This window comes from Sphingosinicella humi (assembly GCF_003129465.1).
GTDB lineage: Bacteria > Pseudomonadota > Alphaproteobacteria > Sphingomonadales > Sphingomonadaceae > Allosphingosinicella > Allosphingosinicella humi.
This window is the reverse complement of sequence record NZ_QFFF01000002.1, coordinates 215628-235159: the sequence shown is the minus strand read 5'-3', so window position 1 is coordinate 235159 and position 19532 is coordinate 215628. Positions and strand designations below refer to the sequence as shown.

General features: G+C 66.6%; 23 protein-coding genes, 1 other RNA gene and 1 pseudogene. 15 read left to right on the top strand and 10 right to left on the bottom strand.

The genetic code is table 11. The features are described from left to right. The first annotated feature begins 109 nt into the window (after positions 1-109). Both DF286_RS14490 and DF286_RS14485 read left to right on the top strand, forming a co-directional pair. Complete coding sequence (locus DF286_RS14490) at positions 110-1756, top strand: DNA polymerase III subunit gamma/tau (protein WP_109272390.1); 1647 nt, start codon at positions 110-112, stop codon at positions 1754-1756. Next, entirely contained in the window at positions 1757-2080 is a 324-nt protein-coding gene (locus DF286_RS14485) for a YbaB/EbfC family nucleoid-associated protein (RefSeq protein WP_109272389.1), read from the top strand. A gap of 262 nt (positions 2081-2342) precedes the next feature. Here DF286_RS14485 and mtgA read toward each other — a convergent pair. The 4 genes and pseudogenes from mtgA to DF286_RS14465 form a co-directional block, all read right to left on the bottom strand. Beyond that, a pseudogene (gene mtgA / locus DF286_RS14480) lies at positions 2343-3056 on the bottom strand (monofunctional biosynthetic peptidoglycan transglycosylase); the annotation flags it as partial. Positions 3057-3177: 121 nt separating this feature from the next. Next, a complete protein-coding gene (gene rpoH / locus DF286_RS14475) occupies positions 3178-4083 on the bottom strand; it encodes an RNA polymerase sigma factor RpoH (protein ID WP_109272387.1) in 906 nt (301 codons plus the stop codon). A 55-nt stretch (positions 4084-4138) separates the two neighbouring features. Next, positions 4139-5092: an RluA family pseudouridine synthase gene (locus DF286_RS14470; RefSeq protein WP_109272386.1), complete on the bottom strand. Its 954-nt coding sequence runs from the start codon at positions 5090-5092 to the stop codon at positions 4139-4141. 119 nt (positions 5093-5211) lie between these two features. Then, positions 5212-5877, bottom strand: a complete 666-nt coding sequence (locus tag DF286_RS14465) for a hypothetical protein (protein WP_109272385.1) — start codon at positions 5875-5877, stop codon at positions 5212-5214. Between the two features lie 337 nt (positions 5878-6214). Between DF286_RS14465 and DF286_RS14460 the strand changes: the two genes are divergently transcribed. The 10 genes from DF286_RS14460 to rnpB all read left to right on the top strand — a co-directional run bounded on the left by DF286_RS14460 (position 6215) and on the right by rnpB (position 14484). Continuing rightward, positions 6215-6454: a DUF4160 domain-containing protein gene (locus DF286_RS14460; RefSeq protein ID WP_109272384.1), complete on the top strand. Its 240-nt coding sequence runs from the start codon at positions 6215-6217 to the stop codon at positions 6452-6454. Continuing rightward, positions 6442-6843 (top strand): DUF2442 domain-containing protein, encoded by a 402-nt coding sequence (locus tag DF286_RS14455; RefSeq protein ID WP_109272383.1) that lies wholly within the window; start codon positions 6442-6444, stop codon positions 6841-6843. The genes DF286_RS14460 and DF286_RS14455 overlap by 13 nt, the downstream gene beginning before the upstream one ends. 455 nt (positions 6844-7298) lie before the next feature. Further along, positions 7299-7934 carry a histidine phosphotransferase family protein gene (locus DF286_RS14450; RefSeq protein WP_109272382.1) on the top strand — a complete coding sequence of 212 codons (636 nt, stop codon included), beginning with the start codon at positions 7299-7301 and terminating at the stop codon, positions 7932-7934. Between the two features lie 221 nt (positions 7935-8155). Then, complete coding sequence (locus DF286_RS14445) at positions 8156-10510, top strand: chemotaxis protein CheA (RefSeq protein WP_109272381.1); 2355 nt, start codon at positions 8156-8158, stop codon at positions 10508-10510. Further along, positions 10507-10941, top strand: a complete 435-nt coding sequence (locus DF286_RS14440; RefSeq protein WP_109272380.1) for a chemotaxis protein CheW — start codon at positions 10507-10509, stop codon at positions 10939-10941. The genes DF286_RS14445 and DF286_RS14440 overlap by 4 nt, the downstream gene beginning before the upstream one ends. Before the next feature lie 68 nt (positions 10942-11009). Next, on the top strand, positions 11010-11375 hold the full coding sequence (locus DF286_RS14435) for a response regulator (RefSeq protein WP_109272379.1): 366 nt from the start codon (positions 11010-11012) through the stop codon (positions 11373-11375). Beyond that, positions 11372-12493 carry a chemotaxis-specific protein-glutamate methyltransferase CheB gene (cheB, locus tag DF286_RS14430; RefSeq protein WP_243444900.1) on the top strand — a complete coding sequence of 374 codons (1122 nt, stop codon included), beginning with the start codon at positions 11372-11374 and terminating at the stop codon, positions 12491-12493. Before DF286_RS14435 ends, cheB begins: the two co-directional genes overlap by 4 nt. After that, positions 12484-13344 carry a CheR family methyltransferase gene (locus DF286_RS14425; protein ID WP_109272378.1) on the top strand — a complete coding sequence of 287 codons (861 nt, stop codon included), beginning with the start codon at positions 12484-12486 and terminating at the stop codon, positions 13342-13344. Before cheB ends, DF286_RS14425 begins: the two co-directional genes overlap by 10 nt. A gap of 48 nt (positions 13345-13392) precedes the next feature. Then, positions 13393-14073: an N-acetylmuramoyl-L-alanine amidase gene (locus DF286_RS14420; protein WP_109272377.1), complete on the top strand. Its 681-nt coding sequence runs from the start codon at positions 13393-13395 to the stop codon at positions 14071-14073. A 44-nt stretch (positions 14074-14117) separates the two neighbouring features. Then, an RNA gene (gene rnpB, locus DF286_RS14415) (RNase P RNA component class A) lies at positions 14118-14484 on the top strand. A gap of 26 nt (positions 14485-14510) precedes the next feature. Here the strand turns inward: rnpB and DF286_RS14410 are convergent. The 5 genes from DF286_RS14410 to DF286_RS14390 are packed head-to-tail and all read right to left on the bottom strand — an operon-like array spanning position 14511 to position 17725. Continuing rightward, entirely contained in the window at positions 14511-15647 is a 1137-nt protein-coding gene (locus DF286_RS14410) for a GNAT family N-acetyltransferase (RefSeq protein ID WP_109272376.1), read from the bottom strand. Then, complete coding sequence (locus DF286_RS14405; RefSeq protein WP_109272375.1) at positions 15644-16378, bottom strand: glycerophosphodiester phosphodiesterase family protein; 735 nt, start codon at positions 16376-16378, stop codon at positions 15644-15646. Before DF286_RS14405 ends, DF286_RS14410 begins: the two co-directional genes overlap by 4 nt. Next, complete coding sequence (locus DF286_RS14400; protein ID WP_109272374.1) at positions 16350-16817, bottom strand: RidA family protein; 468 nt, start codon at positions 16815-16817, stop codon at positions 16350-16352. The genes DF286_RS14405 and DF286_RS14400 overlap by 29 nt, the downstream gene beginning before the upstream one ends. A 33-nt stretch (positions 16818-16850) precedes the next feature. Continuing rightward, entirely contained in the window at positions 16851-17477 is a 627-nt protein-coding gene (locus tag DF286_RS14395; RefSeq protein WP_109272373.1) for a hypothetical protein, read from the bottom strand. Then, positions 17474-17725, bottom strand: a complete 252-nt coding sequence (locus DF286_RS14390) for a DUF3572 domain-containing protein (protein WP_243444898.1) — start codon at positions 17723-17725, stop codon at positions 17474-17476. Before DF286_RS14390 ends, DF286_RS14395 begins: the two co-directional genes overlap by 4 nt. A 60-nt stretch (positions 17726-17785) precedes the next feature. On the opposite strand from DF286_RS14390, the gene DF286_RS14385 reads away from it, so the two are divergent. Beyond that, positions 17786-18184 (top strand): response regulator, encoded by a 399-nt coding sequence (locus tag DF286_RS14385; RefSeq protein ID WP_109272371.1) that lies wholly within the window; start codon positions 17786-17788, stop codon positions 18182-18184. Positions 18185-18269: 85 nt separating this feature from the next. Here the strand turns inward: DF286_RS14385 and rpmG are convergent, their stop codons facing one another. Beyond that, positions 18270-18437 carry a 50S ribosomal protein L33 gene (rpmG, locus tag DF286_RS14380; protein WP_106640541.1) on the bottom strand — a complete coding sequence of 56 codons (168 nt, stop codon included), beginning with the start codon at positions 18435-18437 and terminating at the stop codon, positions 18270-18272. A 189-nt stretch (positions 18438-18626) separates the two neighbouring features. Between rpmG and DF286_RS14375 the strand changes: the two genes are divergently transcribed. Next, complete coding sequence (locus DF286_RS14375) at positions 18627-18953, top strand: hypothetical protein (RefSeq protein ID WP_109272370.1); 327 nt, start codon at positions 18627-18629, stop codon at positions 18951-18953. A gap of 9 nt (positions 18954-18962) precedes the next feature. Next, entirely contained in the window at positions 18963-19526 is a 564-nt protein-coding gene (locus DF286_RS14370; RefSeq protein ID WP_109272369.1) for a TMEM165/GDT1 family protein, read from the top strand. Positions 19527-19532: the final 6 nt, after the last annotated feature.

Below are 19532 nucleotides of genomic sequence, written 5' to 3'. Positions count from 1 at the left end.
TCGCTCGGCGAGGACCGACGGCGCGGCTTTGCCGCGACTCCCTTCCAACCACGGAAATGAAATCCAGCTTTCACTGGAATGACGAAGGGGGGCTGCTTAGGTTGCAGCCATGGCATCCGAATCCCCCGACTCCCTTGGCCTCGGCCTCGATGAGCCGCCGCAGCCGGCAAAGGCGCAGCCCTATCGAGTCCTCGCGCGCAAATATCGGCCGCAGTCGTTCGACGAGCTGATCGGCCAGGATGCGATGGTCCGGACGCTGGGGAACGCCATCAAGCGCGACCGGCTGGCCCATGCCTTCCTGCTGACGGGCGTGCGTGGGGTCGGCAAGACCTCGACCGCTCGCCTGATCGCCAAGGCACTGAACTGCATCGGGCCTGACGGGCAGGGCGGCCCGACGATCGAGCCCTGCGGGGTGTGCGAACCGTGCGTCGCCATTGCCGAAGGGCGGCATATCGACGTGGTCGAGATGGACGCCGCCTCCAACACCGGCGTCGACGACGTGCGCGAGATCATCGAGGCGGTGCGCTACGCGGCCGTTTCGGCGCGCTACAAGGTCTACATCATAGACGAAGTCCACATGCTGTCGAAGAATGCGTTCAACGCGCTTCTGAAGACTCTCGAAGAACCGCCTGCGCATGTTAAGTTTCTCTTCGCCACGACTGAGGTGAACAAGGTTCCGGTGACGGTGCTGTCCCGTTGCCAGCGCTTCGATCTTCGCCGCATCTCGGCCGAGCAGCTTGCGGCCCATTTCGCCGAGGTGGCGGAGAAGGAAGGCGTGGAGGTCGAACCCGAAGCGCTCGCCCTCATCGCCCGCGCGGCGGAGGGTTCGGCGCGAGACGGCCTTTCCATTCTCGACCAGGCGATCGCCCATGGCGCGGACGGCGTCACGGCCGACCAGGTGCGGACGATGATCGGCCTCTCGGACAGAGGCGCCATCCGCAATCTTCTCGGCCTTCTCCTCGCCGGCGACGCCCAAGGCGCGCTGGCGGTGGTGAAGGAGCAATATGATCTCGGCGTGGAGCCGGCAGCGCTGCTGCGCGGGCTTCTGGAAAGCGTCCACGGCATTACTCGGGCCAAGGTCGGGGGCGCCGTCGATCCCGCGCAAAGCCATGAGGAACGCGAGGCCTATGCCGATTGGGCGAGCCGCCTCAGCTACGCCGTCATCCACCGGCTTTGGCAGCTCCTCCTGAAGGGACTGGGCGAAGTCACTACCGCGGCGATGCCATTGGAGGCCGCCGAAATGGCACTGCTGCGCGTCATACACGCCAGCGAGCTGCCGGATCCCGGGATGCTGATGGAGAAGCTGGCGAGCGGCGAAGCCGTTCCGGCCGCGTCCCGTGCTCCGGCTGCGCCGACGGCCGAAGAGCAGGGGACGATGCTGAAAGCGCCGCCTAGTTTCGCCGGCCTGGTCGACCTTCTCACCAATGGCGGCAAGCCGCATCTGGCGCAGATGCTGCACGATTTCGTCGGCCTCGTCCGCTATGAGCCGCCGGCGCTCGCCTATCGCCCGCTGAAGCAGCTGGCCGGCGATTTCGAGCGCGACCTCGCCGCAGCGTTGAAGGCGCTGACGGGAACGAACTGGACCGTCGAAGCGTCTGACGGCGAGGCCGAGCCTCCGCTGCTCGAACAAGAGAAAATGGCGGCCGACGCCTTGCGTCAGTCGGTGCTGGAGGAGCCGATCGTCAAGGCCGCTTTCGAGGCGTTTCCGGACGCCGAACTTGCCGATTACACCCTCAAGGACACACGGAGCGCTTGAATGCCCAATCTCGACGACATCATGAAAATGGCCCAGAACGCCCAGGCCGAGCTGCAGAAGGCGCAGGAGAGCCTAGAGGCGATCGAGGTCGAGGGCGTCTCCGGCGGCGGCATGGTGAAGATCAAGGCGAGCGCCAAGGGCCGCATCATCTCCGTCGATATCGACGAAAGCCTGCTCGCTCCTTCGGAGAAGCAGATGCTGGAGGACCTCATCGCCGCCGCGATCAACGATGCGCGCGGCAAGGCCGACGTGGCTGCAAGCCAGGAGATGCAGAAGATCACCAGCGGCCTGCCTTTGCCGCCGGGCTTCAAAATGCCGTTCTGAGTTGCTGCTCGCCGGGGAGCTACATGCCGACCGGTTCCAGCCCATTGGCTTCCGGTTGGACGGGGGGAGGCGGCTCGATCTGGACCGGCGTCTGGTTGAGGACCGGCTCCTCGATCGTTACCGGCGGCCCGATGTCCGGCGCCTCCAGATAGTCCTCCACCTCTTCCGGCTGCGGCGTGGGAGCAGGCGCGGATTCCTTGCGCTTTGTGGGTGTGGGCGCCTCGGCCGGCTCGACGGGAGCCAGGCGTTGGCCGTCGCCTTCGAGACAGGCGTCGAGATTGTCCCGCGCCACCACGCCTATCCGCGCCGCGATCGAATTGCCGTACCGCCGGGTGAAGCCGGTGGGGGATATGGCTTCGCGCGCCTTGGGCAGCGGGAGGACGGCGGCGATGCGCGCGGCCTCGGTGCGGGTGAGGCTGGAGGCGTCCTTGTCGAAATAGCGCTGGGCACCGGCATTGACGCCGTAAGTGCCGATGCCGGTCTCGGCGATGTTGAGATAGACCTCCATGATCCGCTGCTTGGACCAGAGATTCTCGATCAGAAGCGTGAACCAGGCCTCCAACCCTTTTCGGAACCAGCCCCCGCCCTGCCAGAGGAAGGCGTTCTTGGCCGTCTGCTGGCTGATAGTGGAGCCGCCGCGTATGCGTCCGCCCTCGGCGTTGCGCCGCATCGCTTCGGCGATGGCGTCCACGTCGAAGCCGCGGTGGCTGCAGAATTTGCTGTCCTCGGCGGCGATGACGGCGCGCTTCATGTCGTCGTCGATAGCCTCGATCGGCATCCAGTCCTGATTGATCTCATGCCCGTCGACGAGGTCGCCGATCATGGTGAAGGTGATCGGCGGCGGCACGACGCGATAGAGCAGCACCCACAGGACGCTGCCCAGCAGGAAGAGGAGGACCGCGCCGACGATCCACGAGGAAATGCGCGCGAACCAGCCGCGCCTGGGTGCTCTGCGTTTCGATTTCGCCCTCGCCATGGGCTCGTGCTTAGCGGCTGGATCGCTTCGTCGCTACGCTCCTCGCGATGACGATTGGATTTCCGTCATTGCGAACCCGGACCTCCGTCCGGGCGAAGCAATCCAGAGACCGGGGTATGTATCAGCCCGCGGGCAGCAGTTTCCGCTCGCCCGCGAGGTGCATCAGCGCCTTTTGCAGCTTCTCGAACGCGCGGACCTCGATCTGGCGAATGCGCTCGCGGCTGACGTCATAGACCTGGCTGAGCTCCTCAAGCGTCTTCGGGTCTTCCGACAGGCGCCGTTCGGTGAGGATGTGCTTCTCGCGATCGTTGAGGGAATCCATGGCCTTCACGAGCAGCTCGTGGCGGACCCTCGATTCCTGGGCTTCGGCAACGCGCTCGTCCTGGAGCGGATCGGTGTCGACCAGCCAATCCTGCCACTGGCCCTCGCCTTCCTCGCGGAGCGGCACGTTGAGGGACGTGTCTCCGCCCATCGCCATGCGGCGATTCATGGAGATCACGTCTTCCTCGGAGACGCCGAGATCGGTCGCGATCTTCTTGACGTCCTCGGGCTTCAAATCGCCGTCCTCGAACGCCTCGATCTGGTTCTTCATCCGGCGAAGGTTGAAGAACAGCTTCTTCTGCGCCGCCGTGGTGCCCATCTTCACGAGGGACCACGAGCGCAGGATGAATTCCTGGATGGAGGCGCGGATCCACCACATCGCATAGGTGGCGAGGCGGAAGCCCCGATCGGGCTCGAACTTCTTCACGCCCTGCATCAGGCCGATATTGCCTTCGGAGATCAGTTCCGAGACAGGCAGGCCGTAGCCGCGATAGCCCATCGCGATCTTCGCCACGAGACGAAGGTGCGAGTTGACCAGCTTGGCCGCGGCATCGGTATCCTGATGCTCGGTCCAGCGCTTGGCCAGCATATATTCTTCCTCGGGCGCGAGGATCGGGAACTTCTTGATTTCGGCCAGATAGCGATTGAGGCCCGCTTCACCACCGGTGGCGGGGATAGTCGCCGGGACCTTGCTGCCGCTTGCCATTGCTCTTCTCATTCTCCCTGCGTCGCACGGTATCGTCCGTGCCGACACTTGCTAGTTATACGGTAAGCGCCCTGAACAGTTCCTGCATGTCCGGCGGAATGGCGCTTTTAAAGGACAAATCTGCCTTTGTAACCGGATGCCTGAAGCCTATTTCGGCAGCGTGCAGGGCCTGGCGCTTGAAGTCCAATTGATTGAGTAACTCACGGTGAACGATTCTGGTTCGCCCATAGACCGGGTCGCCTAACAAAGGATGTCCGATCGACGTCATGTGGACGCGCACCTGGTGGGTTCGCCCCGTCTCCAGCCGACATTCCACCAGCGCCGCTTCCTTGAGCGGCGTGATCAGCCGGTAATGCGTCACCGCCCGCTTGCCGCGGCCTTCGCCGACGATCGCCATCTTCTGGCGGTTGGCGGAGGAGCGGGCGAGGGGGGCATCGACGGCGCCGCTCGGCGGGTTGGGCAGTCCTGCCACGATCGCGCGATAGCCGCGCTGGATGCTGTGCTTCTTGAACTGCGCCGCCAAGCCCTCATGGGCGACATCGGTCTTCGCGACGACCAACAGGCCCGACGTGTTCTTGTCGATCCGGTGGACGATGCCCGGCCGCGCCACCCCGCCAATGCCCGAGAGGCGTCCGGCGCAATGGTGGAGGAGGGCGTTGACCAGCGTGCCGTCCAGATTGCCCGCCGCGGGGTGCACCACCATGCCCGCCGGCTTGTCGACGACCAGCAGATGCTCGTCCTCGAACACGATCGTGAGCGGAATATCCTGCGGCTCGTTATGCGCCGGGGCCGGGGCGGGAATGTCGATCCGGTAATCGCCCGTCTTCGCCTTGGAGGAGGGGTCCCGCACGGCCACGCCTTCGGCATTGCGGACCTGGCCACTACTGATCAGGGCCTTCAGCCGTTCCCGCGAGACGGTGGGCACGGCAGCCGCCAGGGCCCGGTCGAGCCGCCAGCCGGCTGAATCGGCGCCGATCGTCGCGATTATCGTAGAAACCCCCCGATTCATCCCGCCCGAGATGGCCCCGGAACGGCGGCTTTCAAGGGGCTCGGGCGGGGTCGGGTGCCGGCGCGGCCTAGCCGGAAGTTCCCCAAGTTCCCCGGGAATAGCGATATGGGCGGGGCCGGTCACAACAGGGTGATCCTGGGGGCGGTCCGGCGCGCGATGGGCGGCGCAGCGGCGGCGCGGGCGGCAGACGGGAGGGACGGCGAAGCGGCGGCCGGATCGAGCCATTCGCGGCCGATCAGGCCGGCCTCGGCGAGGCGGGCGAGCTTGCCCTCGGCGGCGAGGCGGCGATCCCGCTCCTCCTTCAGTTCCTCGAGGTGCCGCCGCCAGGCGCGCTCGATCTCGAAATAGGATCGGCGCGCGCCCCTTTCCTCCGCCTGGCGGAGCCGCTCGGCGAGACCGGCGCCCCGGCCGCTCAGCACGGCGATGGCGAGCGCGTCATAATAGCGGTGGGCGACGCCGACCTGGCGGCCGGCGCGAAAGCGCGGCACGACGGCGCCGTGGAGCGCCCGGTCGATGACATGGTCGCGCAGGTTGTCGTGGCCGAGCGCCGCGGCCTCGTCCCAGGCGGCGGCGAAGCTCTCCGCGCCGGGACGGGAGCGCAGCTTGTGGGCGCCGCGCGCCGACTTGCCGACCGAGCGGGCGGCGGCGGCGGCGCTGCCGATCCGCCGCAGGGCGCGGATGAAACCGCGCTGCCGCGCCTCGGTCCAGCCGTCCCGCCGCGCGCGCACGGGCACCGGGGTGAAGGGGATGTCCTCCTCCTCGTCCTGCTCGGATGGGCCGCTCATGCGGGCACCATGCGCCAGGACGCAGGCTGTAGGAAAACGCTTTTTCGCAGGCGGCGGGGGCCGCTCCCCGTCAGCCTTTGCGGCGTGCGGGCGGGCGGCGAAGCCGCCATTTCATTCGCGCGGAGACGCGGAGACGCGGAGGAGCTCTGGAAAAAGGCGCCTTTCCGATAGGCTACTCGGATATGCGATGAGCAGCCGCCCGGCACAGCCTCTTCGCGCCTCCGCGTCTCGGCGCGCGCTAAACCGGGCGGCGTCGTTTGCACCGAGGGCTTATTTTCGTGCGGTTCCACGAGGGGGCCAGGCTTGAATAACCCATCGCGATGGGTTATTTTGCTCCATGGTCACAGTGCATCGCGAAGCAGGCCTGCGCTTCATCATTTTCGTCGATGATCATGAGCCGGCCCATGTGCATGTGATCGGCGACGGAACGGCCAAGATCAATCTGACGGGGCCGAGCGGCGAGCCGGAGCTGGTCTATAATGACGGCTTCAAGGCCGGCGAGGAAGGCGATGCGGATCGTGGCCGAGCAGCAGGCGTTTCTGCTGGAGAGATGGAACGAATATCATGGTTGAACTGACCAGGGAGCAGATCGCGGCGGCGAACGAGCGCGGGCGGATCGTCCGTGAGACCCAGCCGCATGCGCGGAGCGTGCGTTACGATGCGAAGGCGGACAGGGTAGTCGTCGACCTTACCAACGGCGCGACCTTCGCCTTTCCGCCCCGGCTGGTGGAGGGGCTGCACGACGCCAGCCCGGCGGAGATCGGCGAGGTGGAGGTAATCGGCCGGGGCTTCGGCCTGCACTGGGAGACGCTGGACCTCGATTACACCGTGCCCGGCCTCGTCAACGGGGTGTTCGGAACCGCTAAATGGATGGCGTCGCGAGCGGGGCGGACTACCTCGCCGGCCAAGGCGGCGGCGGCGCGTGCGAACGGCGCGAAGGGAGGACGGCCGCGGAAGGCGGGGTGAATTGGGTTTTGTGCCCCATCGATTTGTGTGTCCCCGGAATTGCGGCGCTGCCGTCGAACATCCGGGCGACGCAGCGCTGGATTGCTTCGCTCCGCTCGCCATGACGGCTGCCCTCTACTCCCCGACCAGCTTCAACAGCCGGCGCTCGGGCGCAGGGCCATGGTCGGGTGACGGGCCGCTTCTCGTTCAGGATGTCGCAGAGCGTCTGGCGGGGGGTGCCGAGCCGCCGAGCAGCGGGTTGGTCATCTGTGGTCATCCTCCAGATCGCCATCGACGCTATGCCTGCAAAATGGCGGCGACGGAATAGCCGATTGCCTCCGCCCGCTTTCGCGTCTGGCGTTGTACCTTTTGGGTCGCGACGAGCCTGGCGGGCCATGCGCCGCCTTGCAACCTCGCGGCGCAGGCGCCAATAGGCATGATAAGAGACGCAATAGCCGCCAAAGGGGCCCAACCGGATGAAATCCCACGAATTCGCCAGCCTTCTTTGCTCGCGCCTCTGTCACGACCTTTTGAGCCCCGTCGGCGCCCTCAATAACGGCATCGAGCTGCTCTCGGACGAACATGATCCGGAGATGCGCGCCCGCTGCATCGATCTTCTCGGCGAGAGCGCTCGCGCCTCCGCCAACAAGCTCAAATTCTTCCGCCTCGCCTTCGGCGCGGCCGGCGGCTTCGCCGACGAAGTCGATACCCGCGAAGCCCGGGTCGCGATCGAGGGGCTGTTCGGCGGGGAAGGCCGTATCCAGCTCGGCTGGATCGTCGACGAGCCGACGATGAGCAAGGCGGCGTTGAAGGTCCTCCTCAACCTCGTCCTGATCGCCAGTGACGCCCTCGTCCGGGGTGGCCGGCTTGACGTCGGTGCGGAGAAGCACGGCGACGGGCTCGACATCGTCATCCGCGCCGAAGGCCCGCGCATCGTCCTCGATCCGGAGCTCAAGAAGGCGCTTTCCGGCGAGAGCTCGGAGGAGCAGATCGCGCCGCGCGCCGCCGCGGCCTGGCTGGTTCATTGCCTTGTCTCGGAAGGGCAGGGCGAGGTCCAGGTGATGGACAATGAGGAAGGCATGCTGCTGATCGGCGCCTCGCTGCCGGCCTGAGTTTTGATTTGCGCGCGCTGCGGGTGCGCCCCTCGACTTCGCTCGGGACGAACGAGGCCGGGTGGGCTTTGAGGCCAAGGACTTCATCCGCGGTGCTCAGCCGTTCGCCCCGAGCGAAGTCGAGGGGCGTTCGTGAGGCGGTCATGACCCCTCAACCGTAAACGCCTCCTTTACCAACTCGTCTCCATAAGCGCTCCATCACCCGTTCCGGATGGGGCCCGATGGAAGACCTGATCAACGAATTCATCGCCGAAACGCGCGAGATGCTGGAGGCGCTCGGGGGAGAGATCGTCGCCTGGGAAGCCGAGCCGGACGACCGCGGCCGCCTCGACGAGATTTTCCGCTTCGTCCACACCGTCAAAGGCAATTGCGGCTTCTTCGACCTGCCGCGTCTGGAGGCGCTGAGCCACGCCGCCGAGGATGTGCTGGCGGACGTCCGCGCCGGCAAGCGCCGCGCCCATCCCAAGCTCGTCACCGCCGTCCTCGCCGTCATCGACCGCATCGGCGAACTGGTCCAGGCGCTGGAGACCGGAGAGTCGGTTTCGAGCAGTGACGACAATCAGCTGATCGCCGCCCTCAGCGAAACCAGCGAAGCGGTCGTGCCGGAGCAGGAGCCGGGCACGGGGGGCTTCGTCGAGGCCCGCAAGAGCCTGCGCAGCATCCGCCTGTCGGTCGACCTGCTCGATCGCATGATGAGCGGCGTCTCCGACATGGTGCTCGCCCGCAACGAACTCGCCCGTCGCCTGCGCGAGGCGCCCGGCAACATGGCCATCGAATCGGCGTTCGAAAGGGTCTCGGGCTGTATTGCCGAGATGCGCGACGCGATCACCCGCACGCGCATGCAGCGCATCGACAATCTCTTCGTCAGCCTGCCGCGGATGGTCCGCGACCTTTCGGCCGAGCTCGGCAAGCAAGTGACGCTCGAAGTGGACGGCGGGGATGTCGAGCTGGACCGCGAAATGATCGAGATGATCCGCGATCCGTTGACCCACATCGTCCGCAACGCCGTCGACCATGGCATCGAGCCGCCTGAGGAACGGACCAAGGCGGGCAAGCCCGCTACCGGCGCGCTCCGCGTCTCCGCGCGGCAGTCGGGCAACCAGATCCTGATCGAAATCCTCGACGACGGCCGCGGCATCGACGGCGAGAAGCTGGTCCGCAAGGCAGTGTCCGCCGGCGTCCTCAGCAGTGAGCAGGGCGAGCGGCTGTCCCATACCCAGCGCATCGCCCTGATCTTTCAGGCGGGACTATCGACCGCCAGGGAGGTCACGGCCATTTCCGGTCGCGGCGTCGGCATGGACGTGGTCCGCGCCAATATCGAGAGGATCGGCGGCGTCGTCGATATCGAGAGCAAGGTCGGGCAGGGGGTCCGCCTCACCCTCCGCGTGCCGCTCACCCTCACCATCATTCCGGCGCTGACCGTCAGCGTCGGCGGCCGCAGCTTCGCAATTCCGCGCTCGGCGATCGAGGAGATCGTGCGCAGCAAGAATAATAGCGTGCGCATCGAATCCGTCGGCGGCGCTCGCATCGCCGGCATCCGCGACAAGCGCATCCCGCTGGTCTCGCTGGGTGACACGCTGGGCATCGAGGAAGGCTGCGAGATGGCCGATCAAAGCATGATCGTGCTGAAACCGGCGGGCGGGGACGTCTATGCGCTCGCCGTCGATTGCGTCCACGATCATGAGGAATTGGTCGTGAAGCCCGCCGCTCCCGTGGTCATGGCCACCGGTCTTTATGCCGGCACGACACTCGCCGACGACGGCAGCCCCATTCTCCTGCTCGATCCTTCCGGTATCGCGACTTTCGCCGGCGTGGTTCTCGACCAGAATGAGATCGACAAGCTGACGGCCCAGCCCGTGCCGGAAAGTGCCTCTCGCGGGGAAACGCCGGCCTTGCTGTTCCGCACCGTGGACGGCGCCAAGCGCGTTATCCGTCTCGCCGTCGTCGAGCGTATCGAGGACGTGCCCGCGGAGTCGATCAAGCGCAGCGCCGGGCGCATGCGGGTCGCCTTGGGCGAACGCATCCTCCCGCTCGCGGGCTGTACGGAACAGCCGGACGGATCGATACGTATCCTTCGTCTCTCGGACGGCGTGACCGAGCTGGCCTATGGCTTTGCCGAGGTTATCGACCTCGTGGCGCTGGGGCCGGACTGGCAGCCGGCCGGCGCCCCCGGCGAGGTCGGCGGGGTGACGTTGATCGGCGGCGAGCAGGTCGAGGTCCTGGATCCGTATTGGTTGTTCGGCGCCCATGGCGGGGACAGCGCGGCCGAGGCGGTGAAACCGGTCTGTGCGCTTCCGGACGACGGCGGCTGGATGGAGCATGTGCTGGGCCCAATCATCGAGAGCGCCGGCTACCGACTGGTCGCGGCCGGCACGCCCCAGGCGGAAGAGGCAGACGTGTTGATCGCGAGCGCGGATGCTGAAATGGCGGAGTCGCCAAGCGATCGGGTGCTCAAGATCCGCGCCGCGCTCGATCCGGCCAACGAGAATGACGACAGCATCTACCGTTATGACCGGGCGGGCCTGTTGAGCGCCCTCAGCAGTCGAACCGCGATGCGCAGGAAGGAAGGGAAATGACGGAGCTTCTCCTCATCATTTCGCTGGCAGGCCAGCGCGTCGCCATACCGGCCGCCGATGTCGAGGCGGTTGTCGAGATCGAGGGGCTGACGCCAATCCCGCGTGCTCCCGACCATGTCGCCGGCCTCGCCGCGCTTCGCAGCCGCGTTCTGACGGTGGTGGATTGCTCCGCCAGCATCGGGCTCGATCGATCGTCGGTCGATGGGCCGCGCGAGGCGATCGTCATCGAGACGGACGGGCATCCCTATGCGCTGCTCGTCGAGACCGTGGAGGACGTGATCGAATTTTCCGGCGAAATCCGCCCGGTGCGGACGTCGATCGCCCGCGGCTGGAGGCGCGTCGCCAAGGGCATGGTGCAGGCCGGCGACGACCTGTTGTTGTTGATCGAGACGCAGTCGCTGCTCACCGGCCCTGCCGCGCAAGCCGCGTGAGCGCCTTAACATAGTCATTACCAATTGCGGCTAGCCTGAAGATCGCGGCCGTTAGAGCGAGAGTGGGAATGAAGAACTGTCTTGTCGTCGATGATTCCAAGGTGATCCGCAAAGTCGCGCGTCACATCTTGGAGACGCTCAACTTCACCGTGGACGAAGCGGAGGACGGCCGCGAGGCCCTGAACCGCATCGAGGCGAGCGTGCCGGACGTCGTCCTGCTCGACTGGAACATGCCGGTGATGAGCGGCATGGAGTTCCTGCGCACCCTCCGCCAGCAGAAGCTGGGCAGCCAGCCCAAGGTCGTCTTCTGCACCACCGAGAATGATGCGGCGCACATCCGGGCCGCGATCGACGCCGGCGCCGACGAATATGTCATGAAGCCGTTCGACCGCGAGACGCTGGAGAGCAAGCTGCAGATCGTCGGGGTCGTGTGATACAACCCTTCGCGACGGTGCCGGCGCGCCCCGTCAGGATCGGCGAGGGCATGCGCCAGGAGCCGCCGATCCGGCTGATGATCGTCGATGATTCGCCGATCGCCCGCGCCGTGCTGTCGCGGATGCTCTCCGCCCACAAGGATTTCGAGATCGTCGCGCTTGCGGGCAATGCCGGCGAAGCGCTGGACGCATTGAAGAGCGTGCGGGTGGACATTGTCCTCCTCGACGTGGAGATGCCCGGAACGAGCGGGCTGCAGGCGCTTCCCGAAATATTGAAGCGCGGTCGCGGCGCCCGTGTGTTGATCGTTTCCTCTATCTGCGAGGATGGCGCCGAGGCGACGGTGAAGGCGCTGGCGCTCGGCGCCGCCGACACCCTTCCCAAGCCCGGCACCGGCACTTTTGCCGGACGATTCTCGGAAGTGCTGGCCGAGCGACTGCGCCGAATCGGCCGGGTCAGCGCCGGCCAGGCCGCCGGGGCAGGGGCGTCGGCCGCCGATCTTCCGGAAGTGACGCTTCGGGCAATGCCCGATACCAGCCTCGGCTGCCTCGCGCTCGGCGCCTCGACGGGCGGTCTCCATGCCCTCGGCGAATTCCTGAAGTCGCTGCCATCGAAGCTCGGCGGCCCGATCCTCGTCACCCAGCATCTGCCCGACGTGTTCATGCCCTTCTTCGCCCGCCAGATCGCGGCGGCGGCGGGGCGGGAGGCGCGGGTCGTCGACGAAGGCATGCGGTTGGAGCCGGAGCAGATCTTCATCGCCCGCGGCGACGCGCATCTGTGCCTGGCTCGCGAGGGCAGGAGCGTCCACGTGACCCTCAGCCGCGATCCGGCAAGCTCCGGCTGCCTTCCTTCCGTCGACAGCATGTTCTGGTCGGTGGGTGAAGTTTATGGCCGGCACGGGCTCGGCGTCGTGTTCAGCGGCATGGGCCGCGACGGCCTGGTCGGCAGCGCCCGGCTCGTCGACAGCGGCGGCGCGGTGCTCGTCCAGAATCAGGAGACCTCGGCCGTGTGGGGCATGCCCCGCGCCGTTGCCGAAGCCGGGCTGGCTTCGGCCGTGCTGTCTCCCGCCGATCTTGCCCGCAGAGTTGCCGCCAGAGCCCAGGGGGTCCCGTGGAAGTAAGCGACGCCTCAAGCCGTATCCTTGCCGGCCTGCTCGAAACGCGCACGGGCCAGCAGCTGACGATCAGCCGCCGCTGGCGCATCGAGACGGCGCTGAAATCGATCCTGCGCGAGCGCGGTATCGGCACGCTCGATCAGCTGATCGCCACCCTCGTCACCGGCCGCGAGCCGGGCCTCGCGGATGAGGTGGTGGAAGCGCTTCTCAATAACGAAACCTATTTCTACCGCGACCGGTCGCCGTTCGATCTGCTCTTGAACGGGGCGCTGAGGCGCCTGGAGCGGATGCGCGCGGCGGAGAAGAAGCTCAGCATCTGGTGCGCCGGTTGCTCGACGGGTCAGGAAGTCTATTCCCTCGCCATGGCGTTCGCGGAGGACAAGGTCCGCTGGCGGGACTGGACGATCGACATCGTCGGCACGGACGTTTCGCGCTCGGCGATCGAGCGCGCCCGCTCGGGCCTCTATTCCCAATTCGAAGTGCAGCGTGGCCTCCCCGTGCTGCAGATGATTCGCTGGTTCGACGAGGAGGAAGGGCAGCAGTGGCGAATCATGCCGCAGATCCGTGATTCCGTGCGCTTCCAGCATCACAGTCTGGTCGAACCGCCGCCGAGGCCGGGCCGGTTCGACGTCATCCTGTGCCGCAATGTTCTTCTCTATTTCTCGGCCGAGAGGCGGCGGACGGTGTTCGACAAGCTGGCCGCGGCCAGCGCACCGGACGCCATATTGATGCTCGGCGCCGGCGAGACCGTGATCGGGCAGACGGAGGCATTCGTTTCCGATCCGAGCCACCGCGGCCTTTATATGCGCCGCGAGGAAGTACCCGCCGTCGAACCCCGGCGTGTCGCCAACGGTTGAGGCCGGAGGCTCTTGACGAGCGCGCGATTTTCGAGCGCAAGTGTGGCCATGAGCGCCATCATCGACTGTCCTTCGCCCAATTTCGATGAGCGCGACGTGCCCATCAGCATGCTGGTGCTGCATTATACCGGCATGGTCGACGCCGCTTCGGCCATCGAACGGCTCCGTGACCCGGAGGCCAAGGTTTCCTGTCACTATCTGGTGGCGGAGGACGGGCAGGTGCTGCGGATGGTCGACGAGGAGAAGCGCGCCTGGCACGCGGGCCGCTCGCATTGGCGTGGGGTGAGGGACGTCAATTCCGCCAGCATCGGCATCGAGATCGTCAATCCGGGGCACGAGTTCGGCTATCAGCCTTTCCCCGAGGAGCAGATGGACGCGCTCGTGCCGCTCGTCGCCGACATCGTCCGCCGCCATGGAATCCCGAAGGCCAATGTGGTCGGTCATTCCGACATCGCGCCGGCGCGCAAGCAGGACCCGGGCGAGCTGTTCGAATGGAACCGCCTGGCCAAGCTCGGGCTTGCCGTCCGCCGGCCGACCCGCAATCTCCTCGACCCTAACTGGACCGATGGAGGCTTCCTCCTGGCCCTCGAGCGATTCGGCTACGACGTTCGCGATCCCCAAGCGGCGGTGGTTGCCTTCCAGCGCCGCTTCCGACCGGAGCAGGTCGATGGCGTCATCGACGGCGAGACCCGTGCCATCCTCCTGGGCTTGCTGCTCGGCAATGGCTGAGCTTCGCCTTGGAGAATGGCGGCGCAATCGCTACATGGAGCACGCCAGAGGGTCGGGCGGCCGCGGCTCGCGCTAGCGAGGCGAGGAAAGTCCGGGCTCCACGGAACGACGGTGCCGGGTAATGCCCGGCGGGGGTGACCCCAGGGACAGTGCAACAGAAAGCAAACCGCCGGTCTTCGGGCCGGCAAGGTCGAAAGGGTGCGGTAAGAGCGCACCGCGCCTCCGGCAACGGAAGGCGGCACGGTAAACCCCACCGGGAGCAAGACCGAATAGGGGCGGCATATGGGCCATGTTCCGGCTCGTCGCCCGGGTTGGTTGCTGGAGGGGCGGAGCGATCCGCCTCCTAGAGGAATGGTCGCACAGGCGGAGTGATCCGCTGGACAGAACCCGGCTTACAGACCCTCTGGCGCTTAAGGCCCGCACATCGCGCGCCACCTTCAGCCTTTCTTGAAGGGCGTCATCTCCTCCAGCGCGCGGATTTCGTGCGCCACGGCTGCGCGCTCGTGGCTCAGATATTCGGCGACCGCTTTGCGAAGTCCGGAATGGGCGAGATAATGGGCCGAGAAGGTCGGCACCGGGCGATAGCCGCGGCTGAGCTTGTGCCCGCCCTGGGCGCCCGCCTCGACCCGCTTCAGCCCGCGCGCGATCGCCGCTTCGATCGCCTGATAGTAGCAGATCTCGAAATGGAGGTTCGGCACCTCCTCGATCGTCCCCCAGTAGCGGCCGTAGAGAGCGTCGGCGCCGACGAGGTTGAGCGCGCCGGCGATCGGCTTCCCGTCCCGAATCGCAAGGATCAGCAACAGCCGGTCCGCCATCTTCTGTCCGAGGAGCGAGAAGAAGGAGCGGGTGAGATAGGGCCGGCCCCATTTGCGGGCGCCCGTGTCCTGATAGAAGGTCCAGAAGGCATCCCAGTGCCGCTCGGCTATGGCCCCTCCCGTGACATGCTCCACCGTCAGGCCTTCGAGGGCGGCGATGCGTTCCTTGCGGATCGCCTTGCGCTTGCGCGAGGAGAGGGTGGCGAGAAAATCGTCGAAGCATCCATACCGGTCATTGTGCCAGTGGAATTGGCTGTCGACGCGGATCAGCCAGCCGGCGCGTTCGAACAAGGGCGCTTCGCTCGGCGCGATGAAGGTGGCGTGGGCGGAGGAGAGGCCGTTCTGCCGCACCAGCTCCTCGGCCGCTGCGATGAGCCCGGGAGCGAGACTGGGCTCGTCTGTCAGCAGCCGCCGGCCCGGCACCGGCGTGAAGGGCACGGCGATCTGGAGCTTGGGATAGTAGCGTCCGCCCGCGCGCTCGAACGCGTCGGCCCAGGCGTGGTCGAACACATATTCGCCCTGGCTGTGGCTCTTGGCATAGGCCGGCATCACCGCCGCGAGCCGCCCATCCGCGCCGTCGATCGCAATCGGAACGGGTTGCCAGCCGGCCGCCGCCGTGGCGCTCCCGGATTCCTCCAAGGCAGAGAGAAACGCATGGGTCGTGAAGGGATTGTCCGGGCCGGCGCAACGATCCCACTCGACCGGATCGAAGGCGGCCACGCCCTCGCCGACGCGCGCCGCTATCTGGCGGGCAGTCACCTGAGCTCCGGCAGCTCGTGAATGATCTGATCGGCGTGCCGCGCGGCCCGCGCGCGATCCTCCGCCGTACGGACGGTCCAGGTCAGCACGGGGCGGTGCGCCCCGGCGGCGAAGCGGGAGGGAAGGTCGCGTATGTCATAAGCCAGAAAATGGGGTCGCGAGCGCCAGAATGCGAGGCGGCGTTCGACCTCGCCCCTCGGCCCACGCTTCTCCCGTTCAGTCACGACCAAGCCGCGAAGCATGTGCGGCGCATGGACCGAGAACCAGCGGCCGACCTCGGGGTTGAAGGACATGACGCCCACGGGCCCGTCGTAGCCGTGCAATGCATCCCGCACGGAACGGCAGAGTGGCCCGACAATACGGCTGGGCGCCTTCATTTCGATCAGGAGGGGCACGCGACCGCCGATCAGCGCCAGAGTCTCGGCGAGATCGGGGATGGTCTCGGCGGTGCCGCGCAACCTTACTTCGCGCAAATCCGCCAGGCTGCGGAGGGCTACCTTGCCGGAAGCGGTGGTGAGGCGATCCAGCGCATAGTCGTGGAAAACGACGGCCTCGCCGTCCCGGCTCGCCTGGACGTCCAGCTCGATGCCCTGGCCTCTGGCGATGGCTGCCTCGAAGGCGGCCCGGCTGTTCTCGACACGCCCGCTCCCATGCAACCCGCGATGGGCGATGGGCTGGGCGATCAGCCGGGCGAGCGCGGGATCAGCCGGCCTTGACCGCGACAATGGCATCGATCTCGACGGCGGCGCCCAAGGGCAGCACCGGCACGCCGACGGCGCTGCGGGCATGGCGACCCGCCTCGCCGAAGACTTGCTCCATCAGCTCGGAGGCGCCGTTGGCGACCTTGGGCTGATCGGTGAAGGCGCCGGCGCTGTTGACGAACACGCCGAGCTTTACGACCCGCTCGACTCGGTCGAGGCTGCCCAACGCCTTCTTCATCTGGGCGATCAGCATCACGCCGCAGGCCCGCGCCGCCTTCTGGCCATAGTCGACGTCCCGATCCTCGCCGAGACGGCCGGTCATCAGCTGCCCGTCGTCGAACGGGAGCTGGCCCGAAATGTGAAGCAGCCCGCCCACTTCCACGGCCGGCACATAGGCGGCGACGGGGGCGGCGGGCTCGGGAAGGGTGATCCCCTGGGCGGCGATGCGGTCTGCGATGCTGTCGGTCATGACAAGTCCGTAAGCACCGCCGGATGCGCCGGGTCAAGCCTTGGCCGGGCCTTCATCGAAGCGTTGCAGGATCCAGCCGCGCGCCTCCTCCCATTCGTCGATGCGGGCGTGGGCATGCGGCGCAGGGGGCATGTGGACCGCCGATCTCGGCTCCGCGATCATGTGCAGCCGCCACACGTCCGGCGCGTGCTTCGCCACCGATTGATGATGGACGGCGAGGTCGTCGACGAAGACCGCGACGCTGGGTCGCATCTCGGCAATCAGCTCCCGCACCGGCCGGCCCTTGCCGCCTCGATTGCAGAGCACCCGGTGGCGGATGTCGAAGGCCTCGAGCTGCTCGACGCGGCTCGTATGATATTCGTCGCCAAGATTGGTGAGGATGACGATGTCGGCAACCTCGCCGATCGTGCCCAGCGCCTCGATGGCGCCGGGAACGACATTCTGGCGGTGCATCTCGCTGTCGAAGAAGCCGTCGAGCAGCGGCCACACACGCTCTTCCGCGACGGGCAGGCCGGTTTCCCTTTCCCGCACCGCGTCCCGGAAGCTGGTCGCGTCGAGCGCAAGATCGAACCCATGCGCCTCGCCGATCCAGTCGGAGAAATGGCGGAGCATATGAAGGAGCACTTCGTCGCAGTCGCTGATGAGGAGAGGGCGGCTCATGACTCCAGCACCCTTCGCGCCTCTATGAGCTCGGCGGGCTCGACCTGAAGCGCCTGTGCGCAGGCAAGCAGGTCCGGCTCATGCGCTTCCAGGAACCCCACCGTCGCCGCCAGCACGGCGGGATCGCCCACGCGCGACCGTAAATCATCCGGGGACAGCCCCGTGAGCGCCAGCAGTCGCTGCGCCCGCCCGTCGTCCGCAAGGGTCCAGCCAAGCGCGGAAAGGGCGATGGCCGCCGCCTTATCCATATTTGTTTCCTGAATCTTCATCGCCTAAGGGTGTTGTGAGGGCTTCCTAGAGGCGAGCGCGTGCCGAAGAAAATACTCGTTGTCGAGGATAACGAACTCAATCTGAAGCTCTTCTGCGATCTGCTCCGGGCCCATGGCTATGAAGCGGAGCCGGTGAGGGACGGCCGCGACGCCATGGAGAAGGCCCGCGAATTCGGGCCGGAGCTCATCATCATGGATATCCAGATGCCGCATATCAGCGGGCTGGAGCTGATCGAGCAGCTCAAGGCCGACGAGGAACTCAAGAGCGTGCCGATCATGGCCGTCACCGCCTATGCGGCCAAGGGCGACGAGGAGCGGATTCGCGACGCCGGCGCGGAGGGCTATGAGGCGAAGCCCATCTCGGTCGTGCGGTTCGTCCAGGCGGTGGGAGCGCTATTGGCGCGGCGGGAAGACGAGGACTCCGAATTCGGGACCTGAACGTCGGGCCGGCGAGGGCCGGCATCTCGACGAGACGACGCGGCCCTTATGCACGAGATCCCGGCTTACGCCGGGATGACGCATTTTATTTGATCTTGGCTTCCTTGAACTCGACGTGCTTGCGCGCGACGGGATCATATTTGCGGAAGGTCATCTTCTCGGTGATGTTCCGCGGATTCTTCTTGGTCACGTAGAAAAAGCCGGTGTCGGCGGAGCTGACGAGCTTGATCTTGACGGTTGCTGGCTTGGCCATGGCAGCCTCTTTAAAAACGGGTCTGACGAAACGGGTGTCGCGAAAAATAAAAGCGGCGTCGCCGCCGCCTTGCTGCGCGGCCGGGCTCTGCCGCGATCCGGGCCTTCTGTCAAGGGCAGCGGCTGCTTAACCGGCCTGTAACTCTACTCGGGCATGATGCCGGCATCGGGAACGGCAGGAGGTTCGACCATGCGTGCCGAACATGATGCGACGATGCTGGTCAGGGCCGAGCTTTGCGAGCGGTTGGAAAGCCTCCAGCGCCTGTCGCGCCGCCGCCCGAAACATAATCTCCTGGAATCGATCCAGTCGATCCGCCGCCTTGCGGCTGCTTATGGCCTGATTCCGGTCGTCCATCTCGCCGAGGCCATGGAACGCGCCGCTACTGAAGAAGGCCCCCGCCGTTGCGCGACGGCTCTCTATCTCGACCGTCTTCATGACGCGATCGGCTGCGAGCGCAATGACGATGCGGTGAGCCAGGCGATGATTGCGTCGGTATCGGTGCGCCTCGGCGCCTGACCGAGCGCGATGGACGTCCTACTTGCCACCTTCCTGGCCGCCGCCCTGGCCGAAACCGGAGACAAGACGCAGCTTCTGGTGATGGCGCTCGCCGCCCGATACGGTCGGACGGGTCCGATCCTGCTCGGCCTGGCCCTGGCGGCTCTGGCGGGGAGCCTCGCCGCCGCCTTCGCCGGGGCCTGGCTCCACGACCTCGTCACGCCCCGGGCGACGGCCTTGCTGGTTGCGCTCGCCCTGGCCTTTGCCGGCGTCAGCGGCCTCATCGGCGGGCAGCGGCCGGAGGTCGGGTTTCACTGGAAGACGGGCGCCTTGATCACCGCCGCCGCCAGCATCTTCATCGTAGAGCTTGGCGACAAGACGCAGCTCCTGACCGCTGCGTTGGCCGCCCAGTTCGACAGCCTCTTTTTCGCCGCCGCCGGCGCGACCGCGGGGATGGTGGCCGCGAACGTCCCTGCCGCGCTTCTCGCCGACCGGCTGGCCACGGCGCCGCTGCGACAGGCCCGCGTCGGCATAGCCGTGCTGTTCCTGGTGGCGAGCTTCGTTGTAGCCGTGATTAGCCTCGAGCTGATCTAGTCACTC

Coding starts and splice junctions, on each gene's coding strand:
- DF286_RS14490 (WP_109272390.1), top strand. CDS start 110: ATGGCATCCGAATCCCCCGACTCCCTTGGCCTCGGCCTCGATGAGCCG.
- DF286_RS14485 (WP_109272389.1), top strand. CDS start 1,757: ATGCCCAATCTCGACGACATCATGAAAATGGCCCAGAACGCCCAGGCC.
- rpoH (WP_109272387.1), bottom strand. CDS start 4,083: ATGGCAAGCGGCAGCAAGGTCCCGGCGACTATCCCCGCCACCGGTGGT.
- DF286_RS14470 (WP_109272386.1), bottom strand. CDS start 5,092: ATGAATCGGGGGGTTTCTACGATAATCGCGACGATCGGCGCCGATTCA.
- DF286_RS14465 (WP_109272385.1), bottom strand. CDS start 5,877: ATGAGCGGCCCATCCGAGCAGGACGAGGAGGAGGACATCCCCTTCACC.
- DF286_RS14460 (WP_109272384.1), top strand. CDS start 6,215: ATGGTCACAGTGCATCGCGAAGCAGGCCTGCGCTTCATCATTTTCGTC.
- DF286_RS14455 (WP_109272383.1), top strand. CDS start 6,442: ATGGTTGAACTGACCAGGGAGCAGATCGCGGCGGCGAACGAGCGCGGG.
- DF286_RS14450 (WP_109272382.1), top strand. CDS start 7,299: ATGAAATCCCACGAATTCGCCAGCCTTCTTTGCTCGCGCCTCTGTCAC.
- DF286_RS14445 (WP_109272381.1), top strand. CDS start 8,156: ATGGAAGACCTGATCAACGAATTCATCGCCGAAACGCGCGAGATGCTG.
- DF286_RS14440 (WP_109272380.1), top strand. CDS start 10,507: ATGACGGAGCTTCTCCTCATCATTTCGCTGGCAGGCCAGCGCGTCGCC.
- DF286_RS14435 (WP_109272379.1), top strand. CDS start 11,010: ATGAAGAACTGTCTTGTCGTCGATGATTCCAAGGTGATCCGCAAAGTC.
- DF286_RS14420 (WP_109272377.1), top strand. CDS start 13,393: ATGAGCGCCATCATCGACTGTCCTTCGCCCAATTTCGATGAGCGCGAC.
- DF286_RS14405 (WP_109272375.1), bottom strand. CDS start 16,378: ATGCCATTGTCGCGGTCAAGGCCGGCTGATCCCGCGCTCGCCCGGCTG.
- DF286_RS14400 (WP_109272374.1), bottom strand. CDS start 16,817: ATGACCGACAGCATCGCAGACCGCATCGCCGCCCAGGGGATCACCCTT.
- DF286_RS14395 (WP_109272373.1), bottom strand. CDS start 17,477: ATGAGCCGCCCTCTCCTCATCAGCGACTGCGACGAAGTGCTCCTTCAT.
- DF286_RS14390 (WP_243444898.1), bottom strand. CDS start 17,725: ATGGATAAGGCGGCGGCCATCGCCCTTTCCGCGCTTGGCTGGACCCTT.
- rpmG (WP_106640541.1), bottom strand. CDS start 18,437: ATGGCCAAGCCAGCAACCGTCAAGATCAAGCTCGTCAGCTCCGCCGAC.
- DF286_RS14375 (WP_109272370.1), top strand. CDS start 18,627: ATGCGTGCCGAACATGATGCGACGATGCTGGTCAGGGCCGAGCTTTGC.
- DF286_RS14370 (WP_109272369.1), top strand. CDS start 18,963: ATGGACGTCCTACTTGCCACCTTCCTGGCCGCCGCCCTGGCCGAAACC.